Source organism: Nostoc sp. DedSLP03 (genome assembly GCF_034530815.1).
Taxonomy (GTDB): Bacteria; Cyanobacteriota; Cyanobacteriia; order Cyanobacteriales; family Nostocaceae; genus Nostoc.
On sequence record NZ_JAVRCK010000010.1, the window covers coordinates 81,162 to 106,267 of the forward strand.

General features: G+C 40.8%; 22 protein-coding genes. 10 read left to right on the plus strand and 12 right to left on the minus strand.

All coding sequences use genetic code 11. The features are described from left to right. Positions 1–2: 2 nt before the first annotated feature. Positions 3–578, minus strand: a complete 576-nt coding sequence (locus tag RM368_RS07260; RefSeq protein WP_322693449.1) for a DUF411 domain-containing protein — start codon at positions 576–578, stop codon at positions 3–5. 576 nt (positions 579–1,154) lie between these two features. Between RM368_RS07260 and RM368_RS07265 the strand changes: the two genes are divergently transcribed. Beyond that, positions 1,155–1,760: an HPP family protein gene (locus RM368_RS07265; RefSeq protein WP_322693450.1), complete on the plus strand. Its 606-nt coding sequence runs from the start codon at positions 1,155–1,157 to the stop codon at positions 1,758–1,760. Positions 1,761–1,788: 28 nt separating this feature from the next. Here RM368_RS07265 and RM368_RS07270 read toward each other — a convergent pair whose 3' ends face one another. Beyond that, entirely contained in the window at positions 1,789–1,992 is a 204-nt protein-coding gene (locus tag RM368_RS07270) for a ChaB family protein (RefSeq protein ID WP_322693451.1), read from the minus strand. A 325-nt stretch (positions 1,993–2,317) separates the two neighbouring features. After that, positions 2,318–2,779, minus strand: a complete 462-nt coding sequence (locus RM368_RS07275) for a pyridoxamine 5'-phosphate oxidase family protein (protein ID WP_322671443.1) — start codon at positions 2,777–2,779, stop codon at positions 2,318–2,320. 515 nt (positions 2,780–3,294) lie between these two features. Between RM368_RS07275 and RM368_RS07280 the strand changes: the two genes are divergently transcribed. From RM368_RS07280 to RM368_RS07290, 3 genes are all read left to right on the plus strand, one after another. After that, positions 3,295–3,540, plus strand: coding sequence for a hypothetical protein (locus RM368_RS07280; RefSeq protein WP_322693452.1), 246 nt, complete (start codon positions 3,295–3,297; stop codon positions 3,538–3,540). A 347-nt stretch (positions 3,541–3,887) separates the two neighbouring features. Beyond that, positions 3,888–4,265, plus strand: coding sequence for a hypothetical protein (locus RM368_RS07285; protein ID WP_322693453.1), 378 nt, complete (start codon positions 3,888–3,890; stop codon positions 4,263–4,265). Between the two features lie 10 nt (positions 4,266–4,275). Further along, the gene (locus RM368_RS07290; RefSeq protein ID WP_322693454.1) at positions 4,276–6,582 is read left to right on the plus strand and encodes a caspase family protein; all 2,307 of its coding nucleotides are present in this window, start codon (positions 4,276–4,278) and stop codon (positions 6,580–6,582) included. Positions 6,583–6,599: 17 nt separating this feature from the next. Here the strand turns inward: RM368_RS07290 and RM368_RS07295 are convergent, their stop codons facing one another. Beyond that, positions 6,600–6,941: a type II toxin-antitoxin system PemK/MazF family toxin gene (locus RM368_RS07295; protein WP_322693455.1), complete on the minus strand. Its 342-nt coding sequence runs from the start codon at positions 6,939–6,941 to the stop codon at positions 6,600–6,602. Then, positions 6,926–7,168, minus strand: coding sequence for a DUF2281 domain-containing protein (locus RM368_RS07300; protein WP_322693456.1), 243 nt, complete (start codon positions 7,166–7,168; stop codon positions 6,926–6,928). The genes RM368_RS07295 and RM368_RS07300 overlap by 16 nt, the downstream gene beginning before the upstream one ends. 361 nt (positions 7,169–7,529) lie before the next feature. On the opposite strand from RM368_RS07300, the gene RM368_RS07305 reads away from it, so the two are divergent. The 5 genes from RM368_RS07305 to RM368_RS07325 all read left to right on the plus strand — a co-directional run bounded on the left by RM368_RS07305 (position 7,530) and on the right by RM368_RS07325 (position 12,589). Further along, positions 7,530–7,745: a bromodomain-containing protein gene (locus RM368_RS07305; protein ID WP_322693457.1), complete on the plus strand. Its 216-nt coding sequence runs from the start codon at positions 7,530–7,532 to the stop codon at positions 7,743–7,745. Between the two features lie 60 nt (positions 7,746–7,805). Then, positions 7,806–8,357 carry an alpha/beta hydrolase gene (locus tag RM368_RS07310; RefSeq protein ID WP_322693458.1) on the plus strand — a complete coding sequence of 184 codons (552 nt, stop codon included), beginning with the start codon at positions 7,806–7,808 and terminating at the stop codon, positions 8,355–8,357. Between the two features lie 183 nt (positions 8,358–8,540). Continuing rightward, entirely contained in the window at positions 8,541–9,113 is a 573-nt protein-coding gene (locus RM368_RS07315; RefSeq protein ID WP_322693459.1) for an HdeD family acid-resistance protein, read from the plus strand. Positions 9,114–9,640: 527 nt separating this feature from the next. After that, a complete protein-coding gene (locus RM368_RS07320; RefSeq protein ID WP_322693460.1) occupies positions 9,641–11,773 on the plus strand; it encodes a glycoside hydrolase family 10 protein in 2,133 nt (710 codons plus the stop codon). Between the two features lie 378 nt (positions 11,774–12,151). Beyond that, complete coding sequence (locus RM368_RS07325) at positions 12,152–12,589, plus strand: NUDIX hydrolase (RefSeq protein ID WP_322693461.1); 438 nt, start codon at positions 12,152–12,154, stop codon at positions 12,587–12,589. A gap of 99 nt (positions 12,590–12,688) precedes the next feature. Here the strand turns inward: RM368_RS07325 and RM368_RS07330 are convergent, their stop codons facing one another. The 6 genes from RM368_RS07330 to RM368_RS07355 form a co-directional block, all read right to left on the minus strand. Then, positions 12,689–13,480 (minus strand): GH25 family lysozyme, encoded by a 792-nt coding sequence (locus RM368_RS07330; protein ID WP_322693462.1) that lies wholly within the window; start codon positions 13,478–13,480, stop codon positions 12,689–12,691. Between the two features lie 100 nt (positions 13,481–13,580). Then, positions 13,581–14,222, minus strand: a complete 642-nt coding sequence (locus tag RM368_RS07335; RefSeq protein ID WP_322693463.1) for a DUF4232 domain-containing protein — start codon at positions 14,220–14,222, stop codon at positions 13,581–13,583. A 132-nt stretch (positions 14,223–14,354) separates the two neighbouring features. Beyond that, positions 14,355–15,170 carry a class I SAM-dependent methyltransferase gene (locus RM368_RS07340; RefSeq protein WP_322693464.1) on the minus strand — a complete coding sequence of 272 codons (816 nt, stop codon included), beginning with the start codon at positions 15,168–15,170 and terminating at the stop codon, positions 14,355–14,357. 29 nt (positions 15,171–15,199) lie between these two features. Next, positions 15,200–16,138, minus strand: a complete 939-nt coding sequence (gene pip, locus RM368_RS07345; protein WP_322693465.1) for a prolyl aminopeptidase — start codon at positions 16,136–16,138, stop codon at positions 15,200–15,202. Positions 16,139–16,249: 111 nt separating this feature from the next. Further along, entirely contained in the window at positions 16,250–17,200 is a 951-nt protein-coding gene (locus tag RM368_RS07350; protein WP_322693466.1) for a MoxR family ATPase, read from the minus strand. Between the two features lie 193 nt (positions 17,201–17,393). Beyond that, positions 17,394–18,488 (minus strand): DUF4350 domain-containing protein, encoded by a 1,095-nt coding sequence (locus RM368_RS07355; RefSeq protein WP_322693467.1) that lies wholly within the window; start codon positions 18,486–18,488, stop codon positions 17,394–17,396. Between the two features lie 301 nt (positions 18,489–18,789). Between RM368_RS07355 and RM368_RS07360 the strand changes: the two genes are divergently transcribed. After that, entirely contained in the window at positions 18,790–22,491 is a 3,702-nt protein-coding gene (locus tag RM368_RS07360; protein WP_322693468.1) for an ELWxxDGT repeat protein, read from the plus strand. A gap of 482 nt (positions 22,492–22,973) precedes the next feature. Here RM368_RS07360 and RM368_RS07365 read toward each other — a convergent pair whose 3' ends face one another. Then, positions 22,974–25,085, minus strand: coding sequence for a glycosyl transferase family 1 (locus RM368_RS07365; RefSeq protein ID WP_322693469.1), 2,112 nt, complete (start codon positions 25,083–25,085; stop codon positions 22,974–22,976). Positions 25,086–25,106: the final 21 nt, after the last annotated feature.

Below are 25,106 nucleotides of genomic sequence, written 5' to 3' on the forward strand. Positions count from 1 at the left end.
ACTCAGAACTCACCAGGATACTTATTAAATACTGCAACTGAGTTCTTGCGATCGAAAGAAAGCACGGAAAACGGGTCTTTTCGATTCCCCATTTCCATCCCTGGAGTGCCTACAGGCATTTGCGGAACAGATAAACCAACAACATTTGGCTTTTCTTGAAGCAAACGTTTGATGTCGTCTGCTGGGACGTGTCCTTCAATAACATATCCATTAACAATTGCCGTGTGGCAAGATGACAAGTTATCCGGCACGTTGTATTTTTGTTTGACTGTTTCGATATCAGGCGTAGAAAAATCTGTGATTTTAAAACCCTGTGTCTTTAAGTGCTCAATCCACCCGCCACAACAGTTACAATCGGGACTGCGATATACAGTGGCATTTAGCACTGTTGATTTTGATGGTGTCTGTTGCTCCTGGATGTGACTAGTGCTGAAAACAGCTTGAGCAAGACTCATCGGAGCAGTGCTTCCCAAAATGCTCAACACCCCTAATGTTAGAACCATTATTTGCACAATGGCAGGCATCAAGATGGGAAGTAACCATTTTTGCCAGCAATAAATCAATTGTTTGTGTGACATCTGATACTTCCTAAATACAATATTGCTTCCAAAACACTCTGCGTTTAAAAACACTACGATTTTAAATAAAAATAATCTCCCTATTGCAGTATTCATGGCGTTCTGGGTTGGTTTCTTCCATAGCCCGATATTCATCTAAAACTATTATCAGCAAAGGAAAGAAGAATTACCAACGAATCTAGGCAATTCATAAGTAAATCTTATAGCTTTGATAGTTTTTTTTCTATGTAATATACGCTTTATTAAAAAATTTCCAAGATACTTTAATGGTAAAATGTTATAAAATCATGACATTAAGCAATATTTTATTAGACTTGTTAATTTAGCATTAACAGGTCTATGTAAATGTTGCTCTTAATGTCTTGAATAAATAATCCAATCGATGCCTTATCTCCAATCTGGAAAGGTACTACTGTGTGCATTGTTATCTTTAGTATATCAACCGATTTAAGATACTATTTTTGCTAACAAACTTGAGATAGATATGTTTGTTTATTTCGGTATTGATAACTAGCTACAGTATAATGTCACAACTCATATTCTCTAAGTCGATGCTTTTTTATTATTGTGGAGTTTATGAAAGGAAATTTCCCCAAAAAACGAACTAATTCTGCTTATTTAAGATTATTTAATTACAAAAATCTTCACTTGAGATTGAATAATTATTGGTTTAAGGTTAGTGGAACCTGGCGGTCATGTCCTCTAACATGTCCTATAGATAAACCTCATCACAAACATATTTTTTGGAGTTGGCTTGGTAGTTTCTTAGCAATCGCAGCAACGGCTTACCTGTCTGCGAAAACACATTCTCCTCTGCTTATGGCTCCGTTTGGTGCTACCAGTGTATTGATATTTGGTGTACCAGACAGTCCTTTGGCTCAACCCCGTAATGTGATTGGTGGTAATCTCGTAGCTGCCTTAGTCAGCCTAATTATTTTACATCTTTTCGGTTCGTCACCTTGGACAATGGGAATGGCAGTAGCAACAGCCATTGGGATGATGCAGCTGACTGGAACTCTACACCCACCTTCAGGAGCAGTTGCCTTAGTCGTGATGATGACAAAAGCTCCTTGGCAATTTCTATTAACACCTGCTTTACAAGGTTCTATTATTTTGGTGCTTTGTGCTGTGGTTTTTAATAATCTGGCACAAGAGAGGACTTATCCCAAGCATTGGCTGTAAGAAAACCTGAATCGAACCGTATTGAATTCTATTCTGGTTTTTTGTGCCAATGCCCATCATCGCCTTTTTCGTAATCGCGCTTTACTGCACTCCAAGCGACTCGAAAGGAACGTTCTTCTCCACCATATTGTTCTTGAGCGCTGTTAAATGCAGCCCGGAAAATTTCTTGGGCGTGTTTGGGTAAGTTTTCTTTGACTGAATCTGGTAAGTCTGCAATTTCTTTGTAAGGCATAACTTTTATTTCTCCAGTCTCATGTTTGTGCTTTGCTTTAGGGTGGAAAGCCATGTTTGATTCTGCCTTCATCAGTATCAAACTTTAGAAGTTTTGAAAAGTTTAAAACCTTCATCAGCAGCATATTGCTGACAGCGATCACCCGCCCGCGGCTGGCTTTTAAATAATGCAAGCGGTGTGCGTGCGATCGCTGAATTTTTAGGTAGTGTTTTCAGTTACTCAATACTGTTAACAAATGCCACAATTTTGTCCAATAATTACGAGTCTTAAATAATTCGTCATTTAATTCTTAACTACGAATTACGAATTACGAATTATTAATTACTTAAAGACGTGATGTTGTCAAAAAACTAATTGTTTGGGGCTTGAAACTCGATACACTATCCCAATAATTAACCTGGTTAATATTTACCTTCAGCAAAGCAATACCAGGTTCGTCTAGTCCTTTAGGAAACCAGGTTTGAAGTTCCGGTTTCCATAGCTCTCGCATTTTGTTGCGTTCTTTCACAAGTTGTGCTGTACCTGAGATAGAAACGTATCGCTGCTGTTCGGGTGAAGAGAAACTAATATTGACCTGCTCGTGGTGTTCAATTTCAGTCACCTTATGGGAATCAGAATAAGTAAAGAACCAGAGTATACTATCAGAGTTAATCTCACCACTCTTTGACATGGGGTAACTATGCAAGCTGCCATCATCATCGACTGTAGTAAACATACCATAATCAATATCTTTGATGAGTTCACGCAGTTTTTGAATCTGTTGCTCGCGGTCAGTAGAAGTTGCCATTGTTTGTACTTTTTTCTCTCTTTTCTCTCTATTTATCTATTTGTTGTCTAGGCTGCAATTTTTGATTACAACCAGATTTAATTTTGATAATGTTATTTAATAGTATTAACCTTTTTAGCTTAAATTGCGTGAGCCTAAAGGTGTAATTATACTAAAAGTAGCTTTTTTAGTTATATCTATAGAGATATTTGTTGAGAGTGACTATTCTATGCATGGACAATTGTTAGATATAGTCAGGTGAGTTTTGTACTTCTTTCTTTAGACAGAAATTTGATAAATTTTGCACTAAATTCAAAGTGCCTCTGTAACTTTAGGCGATAAAGTCATAAATTAGCAGACATATAGGAATCCGGTTTGATTTGGAGAATTTACTTGCGTGGATAGGGAACAGGAAAGAAGGCATAGATCCGTTTGAAAAAGTCAAATGCCCTGTGGCTTGTGAAAAACACTGAAATGAGTAACTAAACTGGTGTTTGAGAAAGCATTTAAGCCTTTTGCTTGCGGAAAACACCAAAATGAGAAAGCATTTAAGCCTTTTGCTTGCGGAAAATACCAAAATGAGAAAGCATTTAAGTCTTTTGAGAAAGCATTTAAGCCTTTTGCTTGCTGAAAACACCGAAATGAGAAAGCATTCAAGTGTTTTGAGAAAGCATTTAAGCCTTTTGAGAAAGCATTTCAGTATTTTGAGAAAGTATTTTAGTATTTTGATCGAGCAATTAGGATTTTTGATAAAGCAACCAGTAAATATACCTGACAATTAAAAATCACGGCTGTACATAGCTTGCTTCCCGTTCGCCCTTAACGTTCTGTAGACAAGGGTACAAAGCCGACGCTTAGATATTCTGCAACTGTAAAATTTTATAATATGACACAGCAATAGCGATCGCTCTCATATGGCTAAATGAACCAAGTAAATCAAAATCAAGCCTAGCTTGCTCTAGTCAGTAATAGTATATATTTTTACTTGACAGTACTCTTGCTATTCATAGCACGCTATATATCTTGTCAAAATTTATATTTATGACAATCTAGACCGGAATTATTACTAGTTGGATTGTATAAGATACTTATGATAATTTAAGCATTAACCACAATTAGAGGTGTAAGAATGGCGAGTACATCCAATGTCCAGATTACCATCGCCTTGCAAGAGCCTGATTTAGATGACGATGAACTGCAAGACGAAACGCAGAAACTATTGCAACAGATGCTGGAATTGGATGAAGTGGAAGATGCTAGTCTTTTCCGTGAAGCAAAAGCACCAGCAGACAGCAAGTCACTTACAGGTCTGGCAGTGGGTTGGCTAACAGCCCAGGTGAATGCCAAGAATATTAAAGCATTGATGGGATTTTTAGGCGATCGCCTTGGCAGCAAAACCATTGAACTAGAAATAGAGGCTAATGGCAAGAAACTGAAAGTCAAAGCCAGCAGCCAGCAAGAGTTAGAAGCAGCAATAGAGGCAGCACAGAAATTTGTAGCAGGGTAGAGTATTTCAAATGGCAAAAGTAGCATTGCTGATTGGGGTGAGTGAATATGAGCCTGGGTTAAACCCGCTACCTGCTGCTGTGAAAGATGTTGAAGCGATGCAGCAAGTGCTGTTACACCCAGAAATGGGCGGCTTTATTGAGACAGATATTATGGTGCTAAAAAATCCCCAGCGCCAAGATATGGAAGAAGCTATAGAAAATCTATTTGCCCATCGTCAAAAAGATGATTTGTTAGTTCTGTTTTTCTCTGGTCATGGCATTAAAGATGACACTGGCAGACTGTTTCTAGCAACCCGCACCACACGCAAAACTCCAAGAGGAGATTTAATTCGCTCATCAGCAGTAGCAGCCAGTGTTGTCCATGAAAGCATGAGCCGCAGCCGTTCTAAGCGACAAGTTGTCATTTTGGATAGTTGCTTTAGTGGTGCTTTTGCTGAGGGTTTATCAGCTAAGGACGACGGTACTGTAAATATCCGTGAGCAATTAGGAGGAGAGGGGCGAGCTGTTCTTACTTCATCCAGTTCAACTCAATATTCCTTTGAGCAACAGGGGTCAGACCTCTCAATTTATACCCGTTATTTGATAGAGGGAATTACAACAGGCGCAGCAGACTTAGATGAAGATGGCGTTGTCTCCATTGACGAGTTGCATGAGTATGCCAGCCGGAAGGTTAGAGAAATACAGCCGACAATGAAGCCAGAAATCTACACAAGTAGAGAAGGCTTTAAGATTCGACTTACAAAAGTTCCCCAAGGCGATCCTAAACAGAAGTATCGCAAAGAAGTAGCACGATACAGTAATCGTGGAGATGTTACTTTTGTGGGTCGCAAGATTTTGGATGCGCTCAGAAGCCGCTTAGGACTATCCGAAATGGAAGCAACTACAATTGAAGATGAGATGTTAGCAGTTGCTCGTCAGGAATTTAGACAAAAGTTACAGCAATATGAGCGGGACTTCACTGAAGCACTTCAGCAGACAGTAGCCCTAAGTGAAGATGATCTTAATGCACTAAGACAGAATCTTCAGCAAATTTTGGGGCTGAGGAATGAGGATACAATGCCAATTGAGGCGCAGGTTAAGGCAAGAATTGAAGCATATAAGCGACACCTTCAACACTACAGACAGTCGTTAGCTAAAGCAATGCGACAAGAGTATCCCCTAAGTCAACCTACTCGCCATCAATTGCAACAGATGCAGCAGGAATGGCAACTTAAGGATGAGGATTTAGCTGCAATTGAAAATCGCATTATTGCCGAGATAGAAGCATATCGACAAAAGTTACAGCAGTTTGAGCAGGCATTTACAACAGCAGTGCAGCAGGAATATCCTTTGAGCGAAGGAAACCATAACCAACTGTGGCAACAGCAGCAACTCTTAGGTCTAAAAGCTGAAGATATTCACCCAATTACAGCCCGAATTATAGCAGAGAGAGAGGTATATCAACAAAAATTGCAGCAGTATGAGCAAGTAATAACTCAAGCAATTGAGCATCAGTACCCATTCACGGAAGAGATTCGTGAAGAATTAAGGCGATATCAGCACGTTTTGGAAATTAGGGATGAAGAAGTAGCACGAATTGAAGAAAAAGTTGTTCGACAAAGAAACACAAATCAGCCTCAAATTCAGCAGTCAAATACTTATGAACCACCAGTAGCCCAATCACATTCAATTGATGTAGATAAATTTTTAGAAGAGGTAAAAGCAGATGAATTACTAACTCAGTTTTTATCAAGGCGAGTAACTCAGGTAATTCCAGAAACTAAGCCAGTCAAAACTCCTAAATTACCCTTATATTGGATAGTTCCATTACTAATTGTGGTTGCAGCAGGTTTTTTAGGATTGTTCGTCAAGCAACTGCGATCGCCATCAGGGGCCTTTCCAATTTTTTCCAATCCATTACAAACTCCAAACCCTACCATTAAAGCAACACCTACACCGCGATCGCTAGCTAATCTTTCTCCTGGTTGGGTAATTAAAACCAATAATGACATATCCTTGGGAAACAACCAATCACTCCCCCGTGGGGCTTTTTTAGAAGTTATTGAGAAAAAACCAAATCCAAATCCTGCTTCTGGCAGTTCTTTGGTGTCTATGCGAGTTTGTGCCAATAAAAGTACCCAAACTTCAGCTAATCCTAAAAACCCAGGTGTAACTACCTCAGTTCCTCCAAATTCAAAACCTTTGCCAGCAACAATATTGCTAAACTCCTCCCAAATCAACCGTTTTGGCGTTGTTTTACAATCAGACGCACCAAATCCATGTAGAACTGTCACGCAACCGCCAGTTATCGAACCATCTGACACCAGTCCAACTTAATTAAATACTGGATACAACTACGGGTTTGAGTACTGTATAATTTCAATAATTTTATTAATAACCTCTGTTAATTTTTCAAATTTTATTTGACCTGCTTGATATAAAATAATTTGTTTATCAGCAGTAAAAACTCGATTTGGTCTAATATTACTTGGCTGATTTAATTGACCGTAGCTAAAATCACTATTATCTAATTGAATGGCATAAATATCGCCAACAGCTTGGCTAGTAATTTGGCAAAGAATCAGATCATCTCCCTGAAAAGTAGCAATAACTAAAGCAGGTCTGCGTTTTGTACCAGTTAAGTCTGAAAAGGGAAATGGAACAATAACAACATCTCCTTTTACAAATCCTGCCATGCTGAATCTTCCTCTGGTCTTAACCAATCTTTTTGCAATGATGATTCACTCATAATGCTAATTTCTAAGGTTTTTTCTTTTTGGTACTTGGCTTGTAAGAACTGAACAAAATCTAAAATTTCCTGTAACAGAGGTTCAGGTAATTTTTCTAGCTCTTGTGTAATCTGTTCTTTAAGCATAATTATTTTGTTTTGTGCTTTGGCAATATCTAAAATAATATTTATCATATCTGTTTTTGAATACAAATATAAAATCAAATAAATTCTACTTTCTAAAGCTTAAAGCTAATATACTCATCCTGCACAAGGCAGAAGCAGCAAAGCTTTAATAGTGAAAGTTTATTAAGATATTGGAAGAGCGATCGCATCTCCTGACAATCGTTATTATTACATTTGCGATCGCCACTGATGACTTGTTATATACTTGTTAAAGTATTAAAAATTACGCACACAAGTATTATTACTCTAATAGGTTAAATTTATACCTTCTGAATGAGCTTCTTCAACCCATAGCAGGAGTATCACTTTCCATTCAGCGTCTACTATAAACAACTAGGAAATAAAATTGCAGTATACTGCCTTTTAAACTATGGACTGGAAGTACAGGTGGAAAAATGGTTATCGACCAAGCCGAGACGAAGCAGCAAAAACTCCTCATTTGTTAGATGAGAGCCAGTTTGAGAACGAACAAGACCGAAAGCTGGCTGAAGAAACTACAAGGAAGCATTTGGGCGTACCTGCACCAACTTTAGACGAAGATCAATCAATATTACCTCATGCAGCTCCGCCTAATGACAAAGTTTAATCCTAAGACATAGGCATTTTTTGCTTATGTCTGCTCAATACCATTATCAAGTTTAACAAAATGCAGATTTCGCAACTTTTCAATCGATTAAATAATAAAAAATTTACTCAGTTACTTACTCAGACAGTAGCTTTAGGTGTAGGTGCTATTGTTCTATTCTCAACTACTAATGCTAATGCTGCCGAGCAAGTTGTTTTAAAGTATGGTACTTTTCAGGGGCAAGTATCTGTTGAAGAATTAACTCAGTTTACAGAAACTGGCAAGACTACCCCAACATTAAGAGCTTATTTACAGGCGGCGCAACAAGACCCCGCAGTAGCTCGTAAGGCATTGAAAGCCCCAATAAAAGCTGATGCTGCCTTTTTAAATAGCTTACTAGCTAGTTGGGCAGGGCCAATTTTAGTTAACCAAATTGGTGAGGTAGTTCATCCTCCCGCAGGACAATTAGACCAGCAAGCATTGCGAAGCGCTTTAAGTACATCGATTGAACAAAATGGTGAAGTGACATTACTAGGAGCCATTCAGAATTATCCAAATACTTCTGTTGAACTTGAAGGAGATCGTCTTATTTCTGTTTATGAACGTCTCAGCAATCTTGCAGAACTCTTATAGGGTAACTTAGAGACAATGCAGTTGCGATCTGATGATTAATTTAGTATCTCAATAGTCGTAAATTTTAGTCACGATCGCAATGAAGTTAATACTGATGAGTCTATCTTAGGGTTCATACTGTGTTAATTAAAAATTCCCTAACCTAAATGTAGAGTTTAGTCTAAGAATAGGAAAGGGATTTTTATGACAACCGATGTTACTAGAGATACTAAGAAAAATGTGAATGGGTCACTGATAACAGGTGTTCTCTTGAGTATTTTAGGGGTTATTGCGATCGCAGCACCTAATTTCACCACCTTATTCACCGAAACTTGGATTGCAACGATTTTGATTTTTGCCGGATTTACAAAACTAGTTTATGCCACTCAAACCCGCCAGCAAGGAGGTTTTATTTGGAAACTTCTCTTGAGCGGGCTTTATATTGCCACCGGCATTATGCTGTTTGTTTATCCTTTTACAGGTGTACTCACACTAACTCTGTTGCTTGGTAGCTTTTTACTGGCTGAAGGTACATTCGAGTTAATTCTGGCATTCAAGTTACGTCCACAAGAAAACTGGACGTGGATACTCGGTGATGGGATTATTACGCTGGTTTTAGGCGCAATGATTTGGTTCCAGTGGCCCTTCAACGCACCTTGGCTTCTGGGTACACTAGTTGGTGTCAGCATTATTTTCACTGGCACTTCCCGCGTGATGCTGGCGTTGAATGCGCGTTCTACCTCGAATCCTACTAATGAAGCTGCAAATCCTACTTAGTAGATAAGAGTGGGAAGTGGGGGAGCAATACTGCTCGGTTAAAGGGGAAAGGGTAAGGGGAAAAGGATTGGAAGGCTCGATATAGTAAGGGATTACCAAGAAATAAATTATCCAGTCTTGTGGGGTGGACATCTTGTCCGCCCCTTTCTACGGGCGGGCGAGACGCCCACCCCACAAGAAAAGTTGTATATTTTTTTATTTGGTAGTCCCTAAGATAAGTTTTTTCCCCTTTAACATAAGTCCCTTTCCCCTTCCCTATTTCCCATTCTCAAACTTAAGTAGTCAAAGTTTACAAGACGACATTAAACATCTTACAAAAGTAGCTTTTGCTTTCCGGTTGGAGAAAGGTTAAAGGTTACTGGGTTTGGGAAAATTCCATACCTTTACCCTTTAACCCTTCCCCTTTTCCCCACTTATGCAATAAGTCTATTGCAGCAGCGATGCCTACCACTGGCTATGCCTACGCCAACAAAATTGCTAAATTAACAAAGGAAATCAAAATCAAGGCCAGCTAGCTGCAATTAACAATGGTATCTATTGCTACTCCATTCTCGGATATTCAAAACCATTGGGCACGCTCATTTATTACAGCCTTAGCCCAACGCGGTATTGTCAGTGGGTTGCCTAATGGCACTTATCGCCCCGATAATTCACTTACCCGTGCTGAATTTGCCGCTATTATTGCCAGCGCATTTGGGACAGTTTCCAAGAAGCGGCAGTATGTTTCCTTTGTTGATGTACCCACGAATTATTGGGCAGCAGCAGCCATCAAAACAGCTTACGAAAAAGCATTTATTAGCGGGTTCCCTGATAAAACTTTCCGTTCTGCTAACCGAATTACTAGGGTAGAAGTCTTAGTTTCCTTGGTAGCAGGCTTAGAAATTGCTACCAAGGTTAAACCTGACCTACTCTCAAAACTCTCACAGATTTATCAGGATTCTGTACAGATTCCTGAGTATGGTAGAAATCATGTAGCTATTGCCACCAGCGCTGGATTGGTGGTTAGTTTCCCAAATATTAAATTACTCAATCCTAATCTCGCAGCTACTCGTGCAGATGTGGCAGTGATTATTTATCAAGCCTTGGTGTATTTAGGTCAGGCAGAAAAAATTGCTTCTAGTTACTTAGTACAGCCGCCAATATTAACGCCAACTCCAACACCAACTCCAACACCAACTCCAACACCAACACCAACGCCAATACCAACACCAACGCCAATTCCAACTCCAACACCAATTCCGATACCAACACCAACGCCCACACCTATCGGCAGCGTTAGGGTAAATCATAGCCGGGAATTCCGGGGAGCATGGGTAGTATCTGTGTGGAATGGTGATTGGCCTTCCAAACCGGGACTTTCTGTTGCTCAACAAAAAGCAGAACTTACCGAGATTATTACTAAATTACAAGCGCTAAACTTCAATGCTCTGATTTTCCAGGTGCGACCAGAGGGAGATGCTTTGTATGAATCTCGATTAGAGCCTTGGAGTGCTTGGATTACAGGAACTCAGGGGAAAGCTCCAGAACCATTTTACGATCCTTTAGCGTTTGCGATCGCAGAATGTCATAAGCATAACCTTGAACTCCATGCTTGGTTTAACCCTTACCGCGCTAGCACTTCCACCGACCCAGCTAAAACAGTCCGTCCCCACATCGCAGCTACCAATCCAGAAAGCGTTTATTTGTGGAAAACACAACGCTGGATGGACCCAGGACTAAAAATAGTTCAGGATAGAGCGTATAATGTAATTCTCGATGTAGTGAAGCGCTACGATGTTGATGGCATTCACTTAGATGATTATTTCTATCCATATCCCATTGAAGGGCAGTCTTTCCCCGATGATAAAACCTATGCTGCATATAAAGCAGCTGGTGGTACACTCAGCCTTGGCGACTGGCGACGAGACAATGTTAACAAAATGGTACAGCGCCTCTGGCAAGGGATTAAAACAGCCAAACCCGACGTTAAATTTGGTATCAGTCCTTTTGGGATTTATCGCCCCGGCCAACCCGCTGGTATTACTGGATTGGATGCTTACAATGTGCTGTATGCTGACTCAAAAAAATGGTTAGAAGAAGGCTGGATTGATTATATCGCTCCTCAACTTTACTGGCGCACAGACCAACCACAACAAAGTTATCCAGCGTTGCTACAGTGGTGGACACAGGTAAACACAAAGCAAAGACACGTTTATGCTGGTAACAATTTGACAGAACCAAGCAACAAGAGTCGCGAGAGTGATGAGATTGAAAAGCAGGTAAAAATTAGTCGTAGCCAAGCTGGACGATTGTCACTGGGGAATATCTTCTTTAATCTCAGTGTTTTGACAGAAAATAGTCAGGGCATTGCTGATAAATTTCAAAGTCTGCTGTATAACAAACCTGCCTTACCACCGACTTTGCCTTGGCAGGATACAACACCACCATCTCCACCCATTGGACTACAAGTTAATAACCGTAAACTGAGTTGGCAGCCTGGAGATAATCAGCCAGTTCGTTCCTGGACACTTTATCGACTAAGTGGCGATACTTGGACAATTCAACGAATTTTATCTGCTGGCACAACATTCGCTACCGTCCAACAAGCGGGAACTTATGCCGTGTGTGCAGTAGATAGATTAGCCAATGAGAGTTTGGGAACAGTTATTACAGTTAGTTGAACAAGAGTGTTGCTCAGATTACCCACAACTTTTATGGATACAACTGACAAATAGGGGTCTGACTCTTCAAGATAAAACCAGTCTGATAATAGTGTAACTGCGGCATTAAAACCATCATCACCCGCTCAAACACTGATGCTAGAAATTTTTTGAATAAATAGCTTGCTACCCTTACGCTATCCGCTAGTTGCACAAAATTCATTCTGAATACTGGCTCCTGACTCCTGAATTCCATTTCGATAATTAACTCTTATAAGTAAAAATCTGCTTTTAACCTTTTCATAACTTAAGATTAACCAAAATTTATCCGGTATCAGCTCTAGAATTTCTGAAGTAAACATTGTACAAAAAAGCTAGGACGTACAGGATGTAAATTACATGAGTAGAAAAGCTAATAAAGTGTTTATACAGTCTGGGGTAATTCCTTACAGAGTGAACAATGGTAAAGTTGAAATCTTGCTAATTACAACTCGTGACTTTCAACACTGGGTGATTCCCAAAGGAGATATTCCTAATGGTATGAGTCCACCTGATTCCGCAGCCAAAGAGGCGTGGGAAGAAGCAGGGATAATTGGGCAAGTAGATGCAAATGAACTGGGAACTTACAAGTACCGCAAACAAGGCAAAATTTATTGCGTCAAGATGTATTTATTATCAGTTGATATGCTGAGTGAAGATTATCCAGAAGTAAGTAAAAGAAAACGGCAGTGGGTAGAAGTGAATAAAGCTATCAGACGGGTTAAGTTTAATTCACTCAAACGAATCCTTAAAAGTTTTTTCCAGGTCGAATCTCAATTTTGTTCATTACGATGTTAAGTAATAACCACAATAAATCAAACTATCTTATACAATATAAAATTAATTAAAGGTTTGGAACCGTCGATCGCAAACCTTTGTTTATTCACACCTACTTACTTAAATCCATAGCAAAGCTACCCAAGTTTTTATACCGACAATTCCATCAGCTTGCAATTTTTTAGATGTTTGAAAACTAACAATTGCATTCTTAACTGACTCAGAAAAACGCCCATCGATGGCATCAGTATATAAGCCAATATCTTTTAATTGCTGTTGTAATTGTTTTACTCTTAGCCCAGAATCTCCTAACTGCAATCCATTAAATCTATTCAAATCGGCTCGACCACTAACACCAGTTACACCAGATATATCACCTTCATATTGATGGATTAAGTATTGTCCTTGCCAAGCACCAGGAATAGTTGGGTTCCTAGTTCCGTAGTGGGCAATCCATAAAGGATAACTAGCAAAATCAGATGGATTGCCAAGTTGTTCCCAAAAACTGGGGAAGGTATAAACAATTGGTTTGATTGGTTTTTTTGTTTGTTGCAAAAGGGCTTTTTCCACCTCTGCTAACCACTGTTTGGCTGCATTAATTACAGCTTGACTATTTACTTTGTCAGTTATCTCTATATCTATGACTGGTGGTAAGTCTCCCGGTTCTAATTTGCCCAATGTTTTTAAGAATTCCTTTGCTTGCTGAACCGGGTCAGATGTATGGGGGTGAAAGAAATGATAAGCACCGCGAATTAGACCAACAGCTTTCATGGTTTGCCAGTGATGAGCAAAAGCAGAATCTTTAATGCTAGCTCCTTCTGTAGCTTTGACAAACGCAAAAGTTTTACCAGAGTTTTTTACTGCCGTCCAATCGACTCTGCCATCTTGATCGGCAACATCAATTCCTTCCATAAAATTTTTAACCTTTTTGATGAGTACAATCCTGAACTTATCAGAGGCTTTGATTAAATTTATGCTTTTTCTGGGTATTTGAGTAAATTACAGAAATTTACTAGGGTTGAGTGTTAACGGCTTGTACTCGAGTCACTCTAACTTTGCCTGTACAAGGCTTGATTTGTTCTGTAAGGGTAAAGTGCTCGTAAGCATTAGGAGGTGTGATTTGAATTTTACTAGACATTGGGCAGTTTTGATCTGGGGAACTAATGTGGTTGTAAGCTATCTGAAATGAGGCTTGTTTTCCAGGAGCTAGAGTTACTTGTTGTCGAGGTTGCTTACTCGAAAAGTAAGTGTCCTTGGAGCGAATAACTTTAATCCCCTGCAAAGGTTGATCTTTTGCATCCAGTAGTCCCAATCCCGGATAACCGTAGAGGGTGCAAGGAGATGAGCCGTTATTGGTGAAGGCGTAGGTAAGTGCAACATTCCCAACGCCAGCATCTTCGGAAATTCGGCGCACTGACAATTGACTAGTTTCACAGCGCGTCGGATTTGTGGCAGTAGTGGCTTCAGGGGTAGAATGCTCTATAGGTTTTGCAGTCGGTGTAGGTGTTGAACTCAACACAGCTTCTTTCGTCGGCTGTTCAGTGCTTGCTGGCAAAGCTTGCGGCTGTTTTGTAACAGAGGAAGAACCGACACAGCCAGTTGTCATTGCAGTTAGGAGCAACAACATACTGCTTTCCACAATTAGAATTCGCATATCTTCTTTTTTTGTAGTGAACTACTTACACTGATGCTTCACAGACAGTATAAGTTTCCAAATTTACAAGGGTTATGCACGTCCGCTCCAATGACTTGTTCTGCTGCATCATTACATAACGAATTCAACAGCTTATCCATCTTTTCGGGCAACGTGAACAGCAGAAAGAAACGAGAGGTTTACACTGTCTCCAAAGTTCCTTAGCTTTTCCCGCAATTGTGCAAATAGCAACTCCTTCGCCTTTGGCTCCAGTCTGCTCATGGTACTTAATAGCTTAAAGAAGTCATCGATGCTGTACGTCACCTCACACGCGATTTGCTCAGTCACTAATTTCTTAAAATAACCAGAGTCTAGAATGTCTTGTTCAAACCCTCTCAAAATTTCCGCTTGAATTTCTGCACCTTCATAGCGGACAAGTGAGGGAGCATAAACTTGATACACTTCCTCAATCGCTTGGTAAACTTCATATTTCAGTTCAGGTCTGAGATTCCATAGTAGGATGAGAAAGCCGTTGTCGCGTAATGCCGTCGCTGCCTTAGCATAGCGAATTTCTGACGGTATCCAGTGAAAGGCATTAGCAGATAGAACGGCATTGAACTGTTTTGCTTCCAGTTCCCACTCCTCAAATGAGGTGTTGTGGATTGCAACGTTTGGATAGGTTGCACAGTTGCGTTGTGCCAAACGATAAAAATCTTGGTTTGGCTCAATACACGTCATTGAAAAACCAAATTGAGCATAAGCTACTGTCGCATTTCCTGGACCACAACCGACTTCAAGAATCGATGCATCTGAGTCAAGTTGGGCTAAAACGACAGACCGCTCAATCAGTTGCTTTGGATATTGTGGTCTAGCGTTGTAATAAATATTAGCTACGGGAGAATACCAATTCCTTCGCTGTTCTAAATCTATAGAAGCTCTGGCATTTATTTCTTGTTTAGAGTTTTGCATAAGCTAGTTTTATTAGCTATTCAAGCGAATTAAATATTATCTGTTGCTTCAATCAAAGCACTGCAAATTCCTGGTTCACTCATCGAATGTCCGGCATCAGGAACCACTATAAATTCTGCTTCTGGCCAAGCACGATGTAATTCCCAAGCTGATATCATTGGGCAGACTACATCATAGCGTCCCTGAACAATTACAGCCGGAATATGGCGGATACAGTCTACATTTAAGAGTAATTGATCTTCTGTTTCCAAAAATCCCTTATTCATAAAGTAATGGCATTCAATACGTGCGAAAGCGGAAGCAAATTCACTCTCGCCAAACTTTTGCATGAGTTCAGGATCGAAGAAAAGTCTACTAGTACTAGCTTCCCAAATTGACCAAGCACGCGCTGCTGTTAATTGAATTTCTAAATCTGGATTGGTCAAACGTTTGTAATATGCTGCGATTAAATCATCACGTTCATCTATGGGAATTGGTTTGAGATATTCTTCCCAAGCATCAGGAAAAATATAGCTAGCACCCTCTTGGTAAAACCAGCGCAACTCTTTTTGCCTCAGCATGAAGATCCCACGCAGAATTAATCCTGTGCAGCGAGAGGGATGGGTTTGACTGTAAGCTAACGACAAAGTGCTACCCCAACTACCACCAAAGACCGCCCACTTTTCTATACCTAAATGTTGGCGCAGTTTTTCGATATCACTAACTAAATCCCAAGTGGTGTTTTCTCGTAATTCAGCATGGGGAGTACTTTGACCACAACCGCGCTGGTCAAACATTACTAACCGCCATTTTTCTGGGTGGAAATATTGCCGATAAAAAGCTGGACATCCGCCACCAGGGCCCCCATGCAGCAAAACGATGGGTTGACCTTGGGGGTTTCCTGACTCTTCAAAATGGATAGTATGAAGGTCGGAAACTTGTAAACTACCTTCTAAGTAAGGCTCGATCGCTGGGTAAAGTTCTCGCATTTTCGATATTTTATCAGTAATGTTGTGATGGCGATCGCTATGTCTTGGTGAAACAACTTCGCTTCTCCCAATTTTGGGAGAAGGGGGATTTACGTTAGAGGTTTAATTTTTTCACCTTGGAACTGGTACTTGATTAATTACCGACGCAATTACCGCATCCATTTGTAAACCATCCAGCATCGCTTCTGGTTTTAAGATGAGACGATGACGTAGCAACGGTGATGCAACTGCTTTTACATCATCTGGCGTTACAAAATCTCTTCCCGCTAACCACGCTAATGCTTGAGATGTCTGCAACCAAGCACCGGTAGCGCGGGGTGATGCACCCAAAGTTAAATCAGGATATTGGCGCGATATTGTCACCAATGCCAACAAATAATCTACGATCGCTTCTGATACTTTAACTTCTTTGACTGCTTGTCGTGCTTGCAAAATGTCGGCTACTGTTGCGATTGGTTTCAAACGGCTAATATCTAAACGTCGTGCTGCAAAACCCGCCTGACGATTGAGTAACATTTGCTTTTCAGCAGCTTTATCGGGGTAATCTACCATCAGCTTAAATAAAAATCTGTCTAACTGGGCCTCTGGTAAAGGATAAGTACCCTCAAATTCCAGGGGGTTTTGGGTTGCAATTACCCAAAATAAATCTGGTAAAGGCAAACTTTCACCATCCAGTGTTACCTGCATTTCTTCCATTGCTTCTAGCAGCGCCGCTTGTGTCTTGGGTGGAGTACGGTTGATTTCGTCTGCTAGCAATACTTCAGTAAATATTGGCCCTTTTTTCAAAGTGAAATTGCGGCTATTCAAGTCAAAAATATTAGTACCAGTAATATCTGAAGGTAAAACATCTGGTGTTAATTGAATCCGGCGAAAATCTCCTTGAATTAACTGCGCCAACACTTTTACGAGTAGAGTTTTCCCAGTTCCCGGCACTCCTTCTAAAATTACGTGCCCACCCGCTAGCAGTGCTACTAAGAGTTGCTGTATTAAGCTAGATTGTCCGACAATTATTTGATTAAGACCTTGACCAAGACGAATTAAAATAGGATGTGTTTCACTCATATTTTTTATTGATAAATAACCAACGCAGAGTACAATTCCAAAAAAAGGGTTGCATATTTGCGGGATAATTTTACTATTTTTGTGAGATGGGCATCTTGCCCGTCCCTTGTATTTCTGGGCGGGCAGGATGCCCACCCCACATGAATCATCCCTGAATTCAGCATCGCCCAAAAAAATAATTACGAATTACGAATTACGAATTACGAATTAATCTAATGCTTCGCCATTTTCCCAACCAGCTTAACAGGTCTCGTTCACTGATGGGTTTTTTGCGAGATTGTAGCTTTAAAACTGCATCTAGTTCGGCTGCACTTGCACCTGTTTTTTCCATCCAGAAATCGATCAAGGCTTGACGTTCTAATAGTATTTGCCCTAATCCCAAGGCTTTTTGGAGTTCTAGTTGTTCTTGTTTACCCACCATTTCAACAACAAAGTCGGTGGTATCAGCTTTCTGCAACACCCCAGCTAAAGCTTGGATGTATGCTTCGCTATTATCTACAACTGGTGTATCTAAAGCTACTGGTTTACCAAAGCGGCGATTCTGCGCCCAAACTAGCACTAATAGCAGGATACCTACCTGGATCGATATTGGCAGTAAAGGAGTTTTAGCAAAAAAGCTAAATAAATCTCCTTCGTTTTCTTTCTTCCTGACATCGGCATCTTTATAGCCGTGGATGTATTCATCGACTAAGACTGTGTTACTTTTTTCAGTAACTAAACTAGCTAAATACTTGAAATTACTTAAATAATCTTGATAGGCGTTGGCAGCTAAATAAGGAGTGGTAGAAAAAATCACCTTTCCTTTTTTGTAATTTTCTTTCCAGACAACAGCACCAAAGCGATCGCCTAAATTAACTTGCTGAGAGTTAGCTTTTTTATATCGTCTACGTGTATCAATTTTAATATCACCTTCAGGAGATTTTTGCATAGTGCTAAACTCCGCTTCTGTAACCCGCGCCTTTGCACCCAAAATTACCAAAGTATTCCCTTTCTCTACCCATTCCCGCTCTTGACTATCTAGTGTGGTTTCTCTAGGATAGCCGCCTACTTGTAGCAGAGTAACTGGGCTGTTCTCTGGCTGAATATCACTAAAAGGCTTTTGCCAACGCTTGATAGAAATTCCCTGTTGTTGCATAAAAGCGTACCAAGCACCATAGCCATCAGAGTTACGGTTATAGGTAGAGCCAGCGTTAATTTTAGTATTATTGGGAGCCGCAAACAAACTAAGTAAAACGATCGCAGCGAGTGCGATCGCTCCCATCCAAGCAAGGCGATTTGGACGTTTCATTTTCGACTTTCATAGCCTTTGAATATCACTGTTAATACTTACTTATTTTTCAGGCAAAGTCAAAAATATAATTAACTTTATCAATACTTTGTCCTTTAGGACACGCTACACAAACACTAATTTACGAGGATCGGCTAAGTTGAATCGAGACAACCACCAAGATTTCTCTTTCATTCCTTCCAACGGGTTATGTTCATATCCGTATCGATATTGGTTGATGTGGAGTGCTTATATTAACTAAAGCAAATGAGCTTTATATAAATTAAGTATAAAATTAGACATATTTGCCGAGGCTGGTACTGTGCGCGTCAAGGATATTAATCCTGGCACAAGTGGCTCTATTCCGCAATATCTGACGAATGTCAACGGCACATTGTACTTCAGTGCTACCGACGGCAGTGGGGGTTATGAACTGTGGAAGAGTGATGGCACTGAAGCTGGTACTGTCGGTGTTAAGGATATTTATAGTGGTACAAGTAGTTCTTCCCCTAAATATCTGACAAATATCAACGGCACACTTTACTTTGTTGCCAGCGACACCAGTGGTGGTGAGGAATTGTGGAAGAGTGATGGCACCCAGGCTGGTACTGTGCGCGTCAAAGATATTTATCCTAGTACGGCTGGCTCTAGTCCGACCTTTCTAACGAATGTCAATGGGACATTGTACTTCGTTGCTCGTGACAGCAGTAGTGGCTATGAACTCTGGAAGAGTGATGGTACTGAAGCTGGTACTGTCCGTGTCAAGGATATTTATACTGGCACAGGTAGCTCTAACCCAGCATATCTAACAAATGTCAACGGCACACTGTACTTCAAAGCAACCGACAGCACTGGGGGCACTGAACTTTGGAAGAGTGATGGCACCGAAGCTGGTACTGTCCGCGTCAAGGATATTGTCTCTGGTACAGGTAGCTCTCACCCACAAAATCTGACGAATGTCAACGGTATGCTGTATTTTGTTGCCACTGATAGCACTGGAGGTTATGAACTGTGGAAGAGTGATGGTACTCAGGCTGGTACCGTCCGCGTTAAGGATATTTATACTGGCACGGGTAGCTCTAACCCAACATATCTAACGAATGTCAACGGCACGTTGTACTTTGTTGCCACCGACAGCAGTGGGGGCAATGAACTGTGGAAGAGTGATGGCACTGAGGCTGGTACTGTCCGCGTTAACGATATCTACCCTGGCTTACCTGGCTCTAATCCCACCAACCTAACTTACGTTGATGGCAAACTCTACTTTGTTGCTGACAATGGTAACACTGGGCTGGAACTTTTTAAGCTTGACCTCAACAGTACGCCCACTGACATGAGTCTAAGTGCCAGTAGTGTTAACGAGAATGTTCCTGGCAACACAGTAATTGGCAACTTTAGTACCGTTGATGCCGATGGAGACAACACCCACACCTACACCCTAGTTTCGGGTACAGACACCAACGATAACAGCGCCTTCACGATTGTCGGTAACCAGTTACGTATCAACGCTTCACCCGACTACGAAACCAAGAATAGCTACAACATCCGTGTACGTACCACAGATGAGGGTGGTTTATTCTACGAAAAAGCGATCGCAATCGTAGTCAATAATATTAACGATGCCCCAAAAGCGTTAGGTACTATTGCTGACCAAACAGCGACAGAAGATGCGATCTTCAACTTTACCGTACCAACAACCACCTTCAGCGATGTCGATGCAGGCGACACCCTGACCTATACTGCTAGCCTCAGTAACGGCAATCCATTACCTACCTGGTTAAGCTTTAATCCAACCACGCGCACTTTTAGCGGCACGCCATTAAATCAAAATGTGGGCAACCTCAGCCTCAAAGTTACCGCAACTGATAAGGATGGAGCTAGCGCCAGTAGTGTGTTTGATTTGGCGATCGCTAATACCAATGATGCTCCGGTTGTGAGTAATGCGATCGCAGACCAAACAGCTACAGAAGACATTGCCTTTAGCTTTGTGGTGCCAGCAAATACCTTCAGTGATGTGGATGCGGGAGATAATCTCGTTTACACCGCAACTTTGGAAAATGGTAATCCACTTCCTGTTTGGTTAACTTTCAACGGCACTACCTTTAGTGGTACTCCCACAAATAACAACGTTGGTAGCCTCAACATCAAAGTTATAGCCAGTGATGGAACGGCAACTGTCAGCGATATCTTTGCATTAACAGTGGCTAATACGATTAGTCAATTTCCGAATGAAATTACTGGTACTTCAGTTGCAGATAACCTGACTGGTACGGCGAACAAGGATATTATCTCAGGATTGCTAGGCAATGACACGCTCAACGCACTAGGTGATAACGACACCCTCGATGGCGGCGATGGAAATGATTTCTTAGATAGTGGTACAGGAGATGACAGTCTCATTGGTGGTAAAGGCAATGACACTTATACTGTGGACAGCATCGGCGACACTATTATTGAATCTGCCAGTGCAGGCACAGATTTAGTCAAGTCTTCTGTGAGTTGGGTGTTGGGAGCTAATCTGGAGAACTTAACCCTAACTGGAAGCACAGCAATCAATGGTACTGGTAACAGCCTTAATAACATCTTAATTGGGAATACTGCCGCTAACACTTTGAATGGAGTTGATGGCAATGATAGCCTGATTGGTGATGACGGCAATGATACCTTGTTGGGTGGTGCAGGCAATGACACCTTAGATGGAGGTTTGGGAGCAGATAGTCTCAATGGTGGAATCGGCAATGACACTTACATCGTAGACAACCTCAACGATGCGATTACTGAAGCTTTAAATGCAGGCACAGATTTAGTTAAGTCTTCGGTGAGTTGGGTGTTGGTAGATAACCTGGAAAATTTGACCCTAACTGGAAGCTTGGCAATCAATGGTACTGGTAACAGCCTTAATAACATCTTAATTGGGAATACTGCCGCTAACACTTTGAATGGAGTTGATGGCAATGATAGCCTGATTGGTAGTGACGGCAATGATACCTTGTTGGGTGGTGCAGGCAATGACACCTTGGATAGTGGAGTTGGCAATGACAGCTTAGATGGTGGAGTCGGCGATGATATTTACATCATAGACAGCCTTAGTGATACTGTTACTGAAGGCTTAGATGCAGGCACAGATTTAGTTAAATCTTCGGTGAGTTGGGTGTTGGGAAATAACCTAGAGAACTTGATTCTGACTGGAACTTCAGCAATCAATGGTACTGGTAACAACCTTAATAACATTCTCACAGGAAATAGTGCCGCTAATATTTTGAATGGAGTTGATGGCAACGATAGCCTAATTGGTGGTTCTGGCAATGACACCTTGTTGGGTGGTGCGGGTGACGATAGCTTAGATGGAGGTGCGGGAATTGATAGTCTTGACGGTGGAGTTGGCAATGACATTTATACTGTAGACAACCTTAGCGATACTGTTACTGAAGGTTTAAATGCAGGCACAGATTTAGTTAAGTCTTCAGTGAGTTGGGTGTTGGGAAATAACCTAGAAAACTTGACCCTGAGTGGAACTTCAGCAATCAATGGTACTGGTAACAGCCTTAATAACATCCTGACGGGAAATACTGGCGCTAACATCTTGAATGGAGTTGATGGCAACGATCGCCTTTTTGGTAACTCAGGCAATGACACCTTGCTTGGTGGTGCAGGTGACGATGTACTCGCTGGTGGAGTTGGTCGAGATATGTTGACTGGTGGAATTGGTCGAGATAGCTTCAACCTGGCTGATACTCGCACTGGAGGCTATGACACTATTACTGATTTTACTGTTGGAGATGATACTATCTTCGTTTCTAAGACAGAATTTGCACTGAGCCAATCTCAGGATACGGTACTGGATTCAAGCTTATTCCGACTTGGGACTAGTGCGACAATTGCAGGCGATCGCTTTATCTACGATCGAACTACAGGGAACCTATTCTTTGATAAAGATGGGGTTGGTAGTGCTGCACAAGTTCAGATAGCCCAGTTCTCGAATCAGGTAGCGCTTACTAGTGCAAATATTACTGTCATTGCCTAACGAAAGCGAACTAAGTAATACCATGTTCGCTTAATCACTTATTAAACCCGAAGAACCCCACCCCGCCAAAGCTGTGCTTTGTCTCCCCTCCCCGCTCTTCGGGAGGGGTTGGGGGTGGGGTGCAATGACTATGGGAATCGTAACTAATTATGCGGACATGATATAAAATCCTCGCGATCGCTGACACATTGCTAAGGGCAGAGGAAATTATCATTTTCGGTAATACAAAAGGTTAAACTCGTTGTAGTTATCATGCTGAACATGGCAACTACAACGATAATCAAAAGCTACCTAAACCTTCTTTGCACGAGGGTTTAACGGGGATATTATGGCTATTTAACACACATAACATCACTCAATTGCACAAGCGATCGCTCCCATCCAAGCAAGGCGATTTGGACGTTTCATTTTCGACTTTCATTGCCTTTGAATATTACTCAAGTAAAGCAAAATATACTTGCTTTAGGCAAAATATACTTGCTTTAGTTTTTCAACGCGATCGCCTGTTTGATGAATGCTTCTAAATTTTGGGTAGCAGTGGGATTATCAAACAGAACCTTGCTTGAGAGTTTTAGGGCTTCACGAACTGAGTATCGCCAATCAATATCTCCGGCTAATCGCACTGCAATTTGAATATATTGCGAGGTATCATCTGCAATTGTCTGTGTTACAGCGATCGCTTGCAAAAAACCATAAGAATGACGCCCCCGCATAAACTCACCAGGACAAGTGATGATTGGTAAATGACAGGCGATCGCATCCAGTGTTGTGTTACCACCCGCCCAGTCGAAGGTATCTAAATAAATGTCTGTCAAAGAAAGCAAGTCAAAGTAATCATCACGCGGTAGGACAGGAGAGAATACACAATAGTCAAGACTATCTAAACCGACAGCCGCAAATGCCCGTTTCAGACGTTCTTGAGAAATCCCAGAGCGAAGGAACATAAACTGAGCATTGGGAACTTGACGGGCAATTTCTGCATAAACGTAATCGTACTGCGGTAAATATTTATAAGCAGCTTGACTAGAAATGTAGACGATCGCATCTTCTCGTAATCCAAAAAATAATCGGTTGCGGCTAACTGAGTCAACTTCGATCGTCGGATAGGAAATCCCAACACCAGGCAAACGTACAAGGCTTTCGGTATAGTGATATTGGCCATTCACAGGCTCCATCAGTTCGCTAGATAAAAAATAGTCAATGGTGGGCAATCCAGAAGTTACAGGTTGCCCCCAAGCCATACATTGAATCGGTGCTAAACGCAGTCCAGCAATGCATAATGTGGTGGCATCCATTCCTAATTCTGGAAAAATTAACACATCAAGGCGATCGTCAATAACTTGCTGACAAATCTGTTCTAAATTATTCGGCAAATGATAAAACTTCGTACTATGAGAATGAAATAATTGAGTAGCAGCATCAATTTGATGCCCGATGTGATATGAATAAATTTCAAAATTTTGATTATCTGCATATTTAAGCCAGTTTAAGAACAAAACTGTTCCACTCCAACTACATAAAAAATAGGAAAGATAGCCAATTTTAATTCTTCGATTGTTACTAATAGAAGAAATTGGATGCACCTGACTCCATTGCGGATAATTTGCCGCCATAATTTTGTGAACTAGCTGTCCATATTGCTGCTGTAATACCAGGTCATTTTTTGCCTGATATGCAAGAAAAAAGTTTGTATGATGGCTGATTCCCATGAAAGCTTTTTTCTGTTCATCTGGGCTATTCATGGTTATTTCTTGAATCAATTTTTTCAGCCCATCTTGAAACCAGGCTCGATAGGTATCAATTTCTTGAGGAGTATGATAAGTTTCTGGCAGCATCAGATAGCTCAACATCTTAAATACGTAGTTTTCAGGAAACTTCTCTGTAACCTGTTGAGCGAAGTTACGAGCTTCTAGATAGTTCTGGCTTTGCTTTAGACGAATAATCAGCCAGTAATAGAGTTCTTCTGCTTGAGGGCAATTGCTAATACCATTTTGCAATGTTGTAATAGCCGCTGGCATCTGACCAGTTTTATACAAAACATCACTTAACTTCAAATAATATTTAATTTGGTGCGGACAACTAGATAAATACTTGCTGTAATATGAGATAGCGTTTTCAGGTGATTCACTATCTGCGAAATAGTCACCCCATCTGTGCCAAGATTCTAGCCGAGACGCTTCATAAATAGTTGGCTGTTCAATTTCTGACAAATCACATTTAGGAATTTGTGCAATTTCTGGCTGCTGGATAATGTAGCAATCTTCGCGATCAATTGGGATACAAAAATTAATTAATGATTTAATAATAGACCATTCTTCGGTAGTTAACTGACCCGTCAGCCCTACATTCAGGTCTTCCGAGACAGCTTCTTCTAAACTAAGTTTCAGAACTGTCTCAAAAAGTAATGAGTTAGCATTATCTTGTAGTTCATTCGCTAAACTTTGGCTGTAAATTAGTAGTGTTATATCTTGTCTAGCTGGATGTGTGAAAAGAGTTCTGAGAACATTCGTTAAGTCTTCTGCGATCGCAGTTTCTAAATTAGACCAGTCAGGAAAGATAATCAAATTAATATTTCTTAATTCATTAATTAACATAGCGTTGCAATTACTAATGAT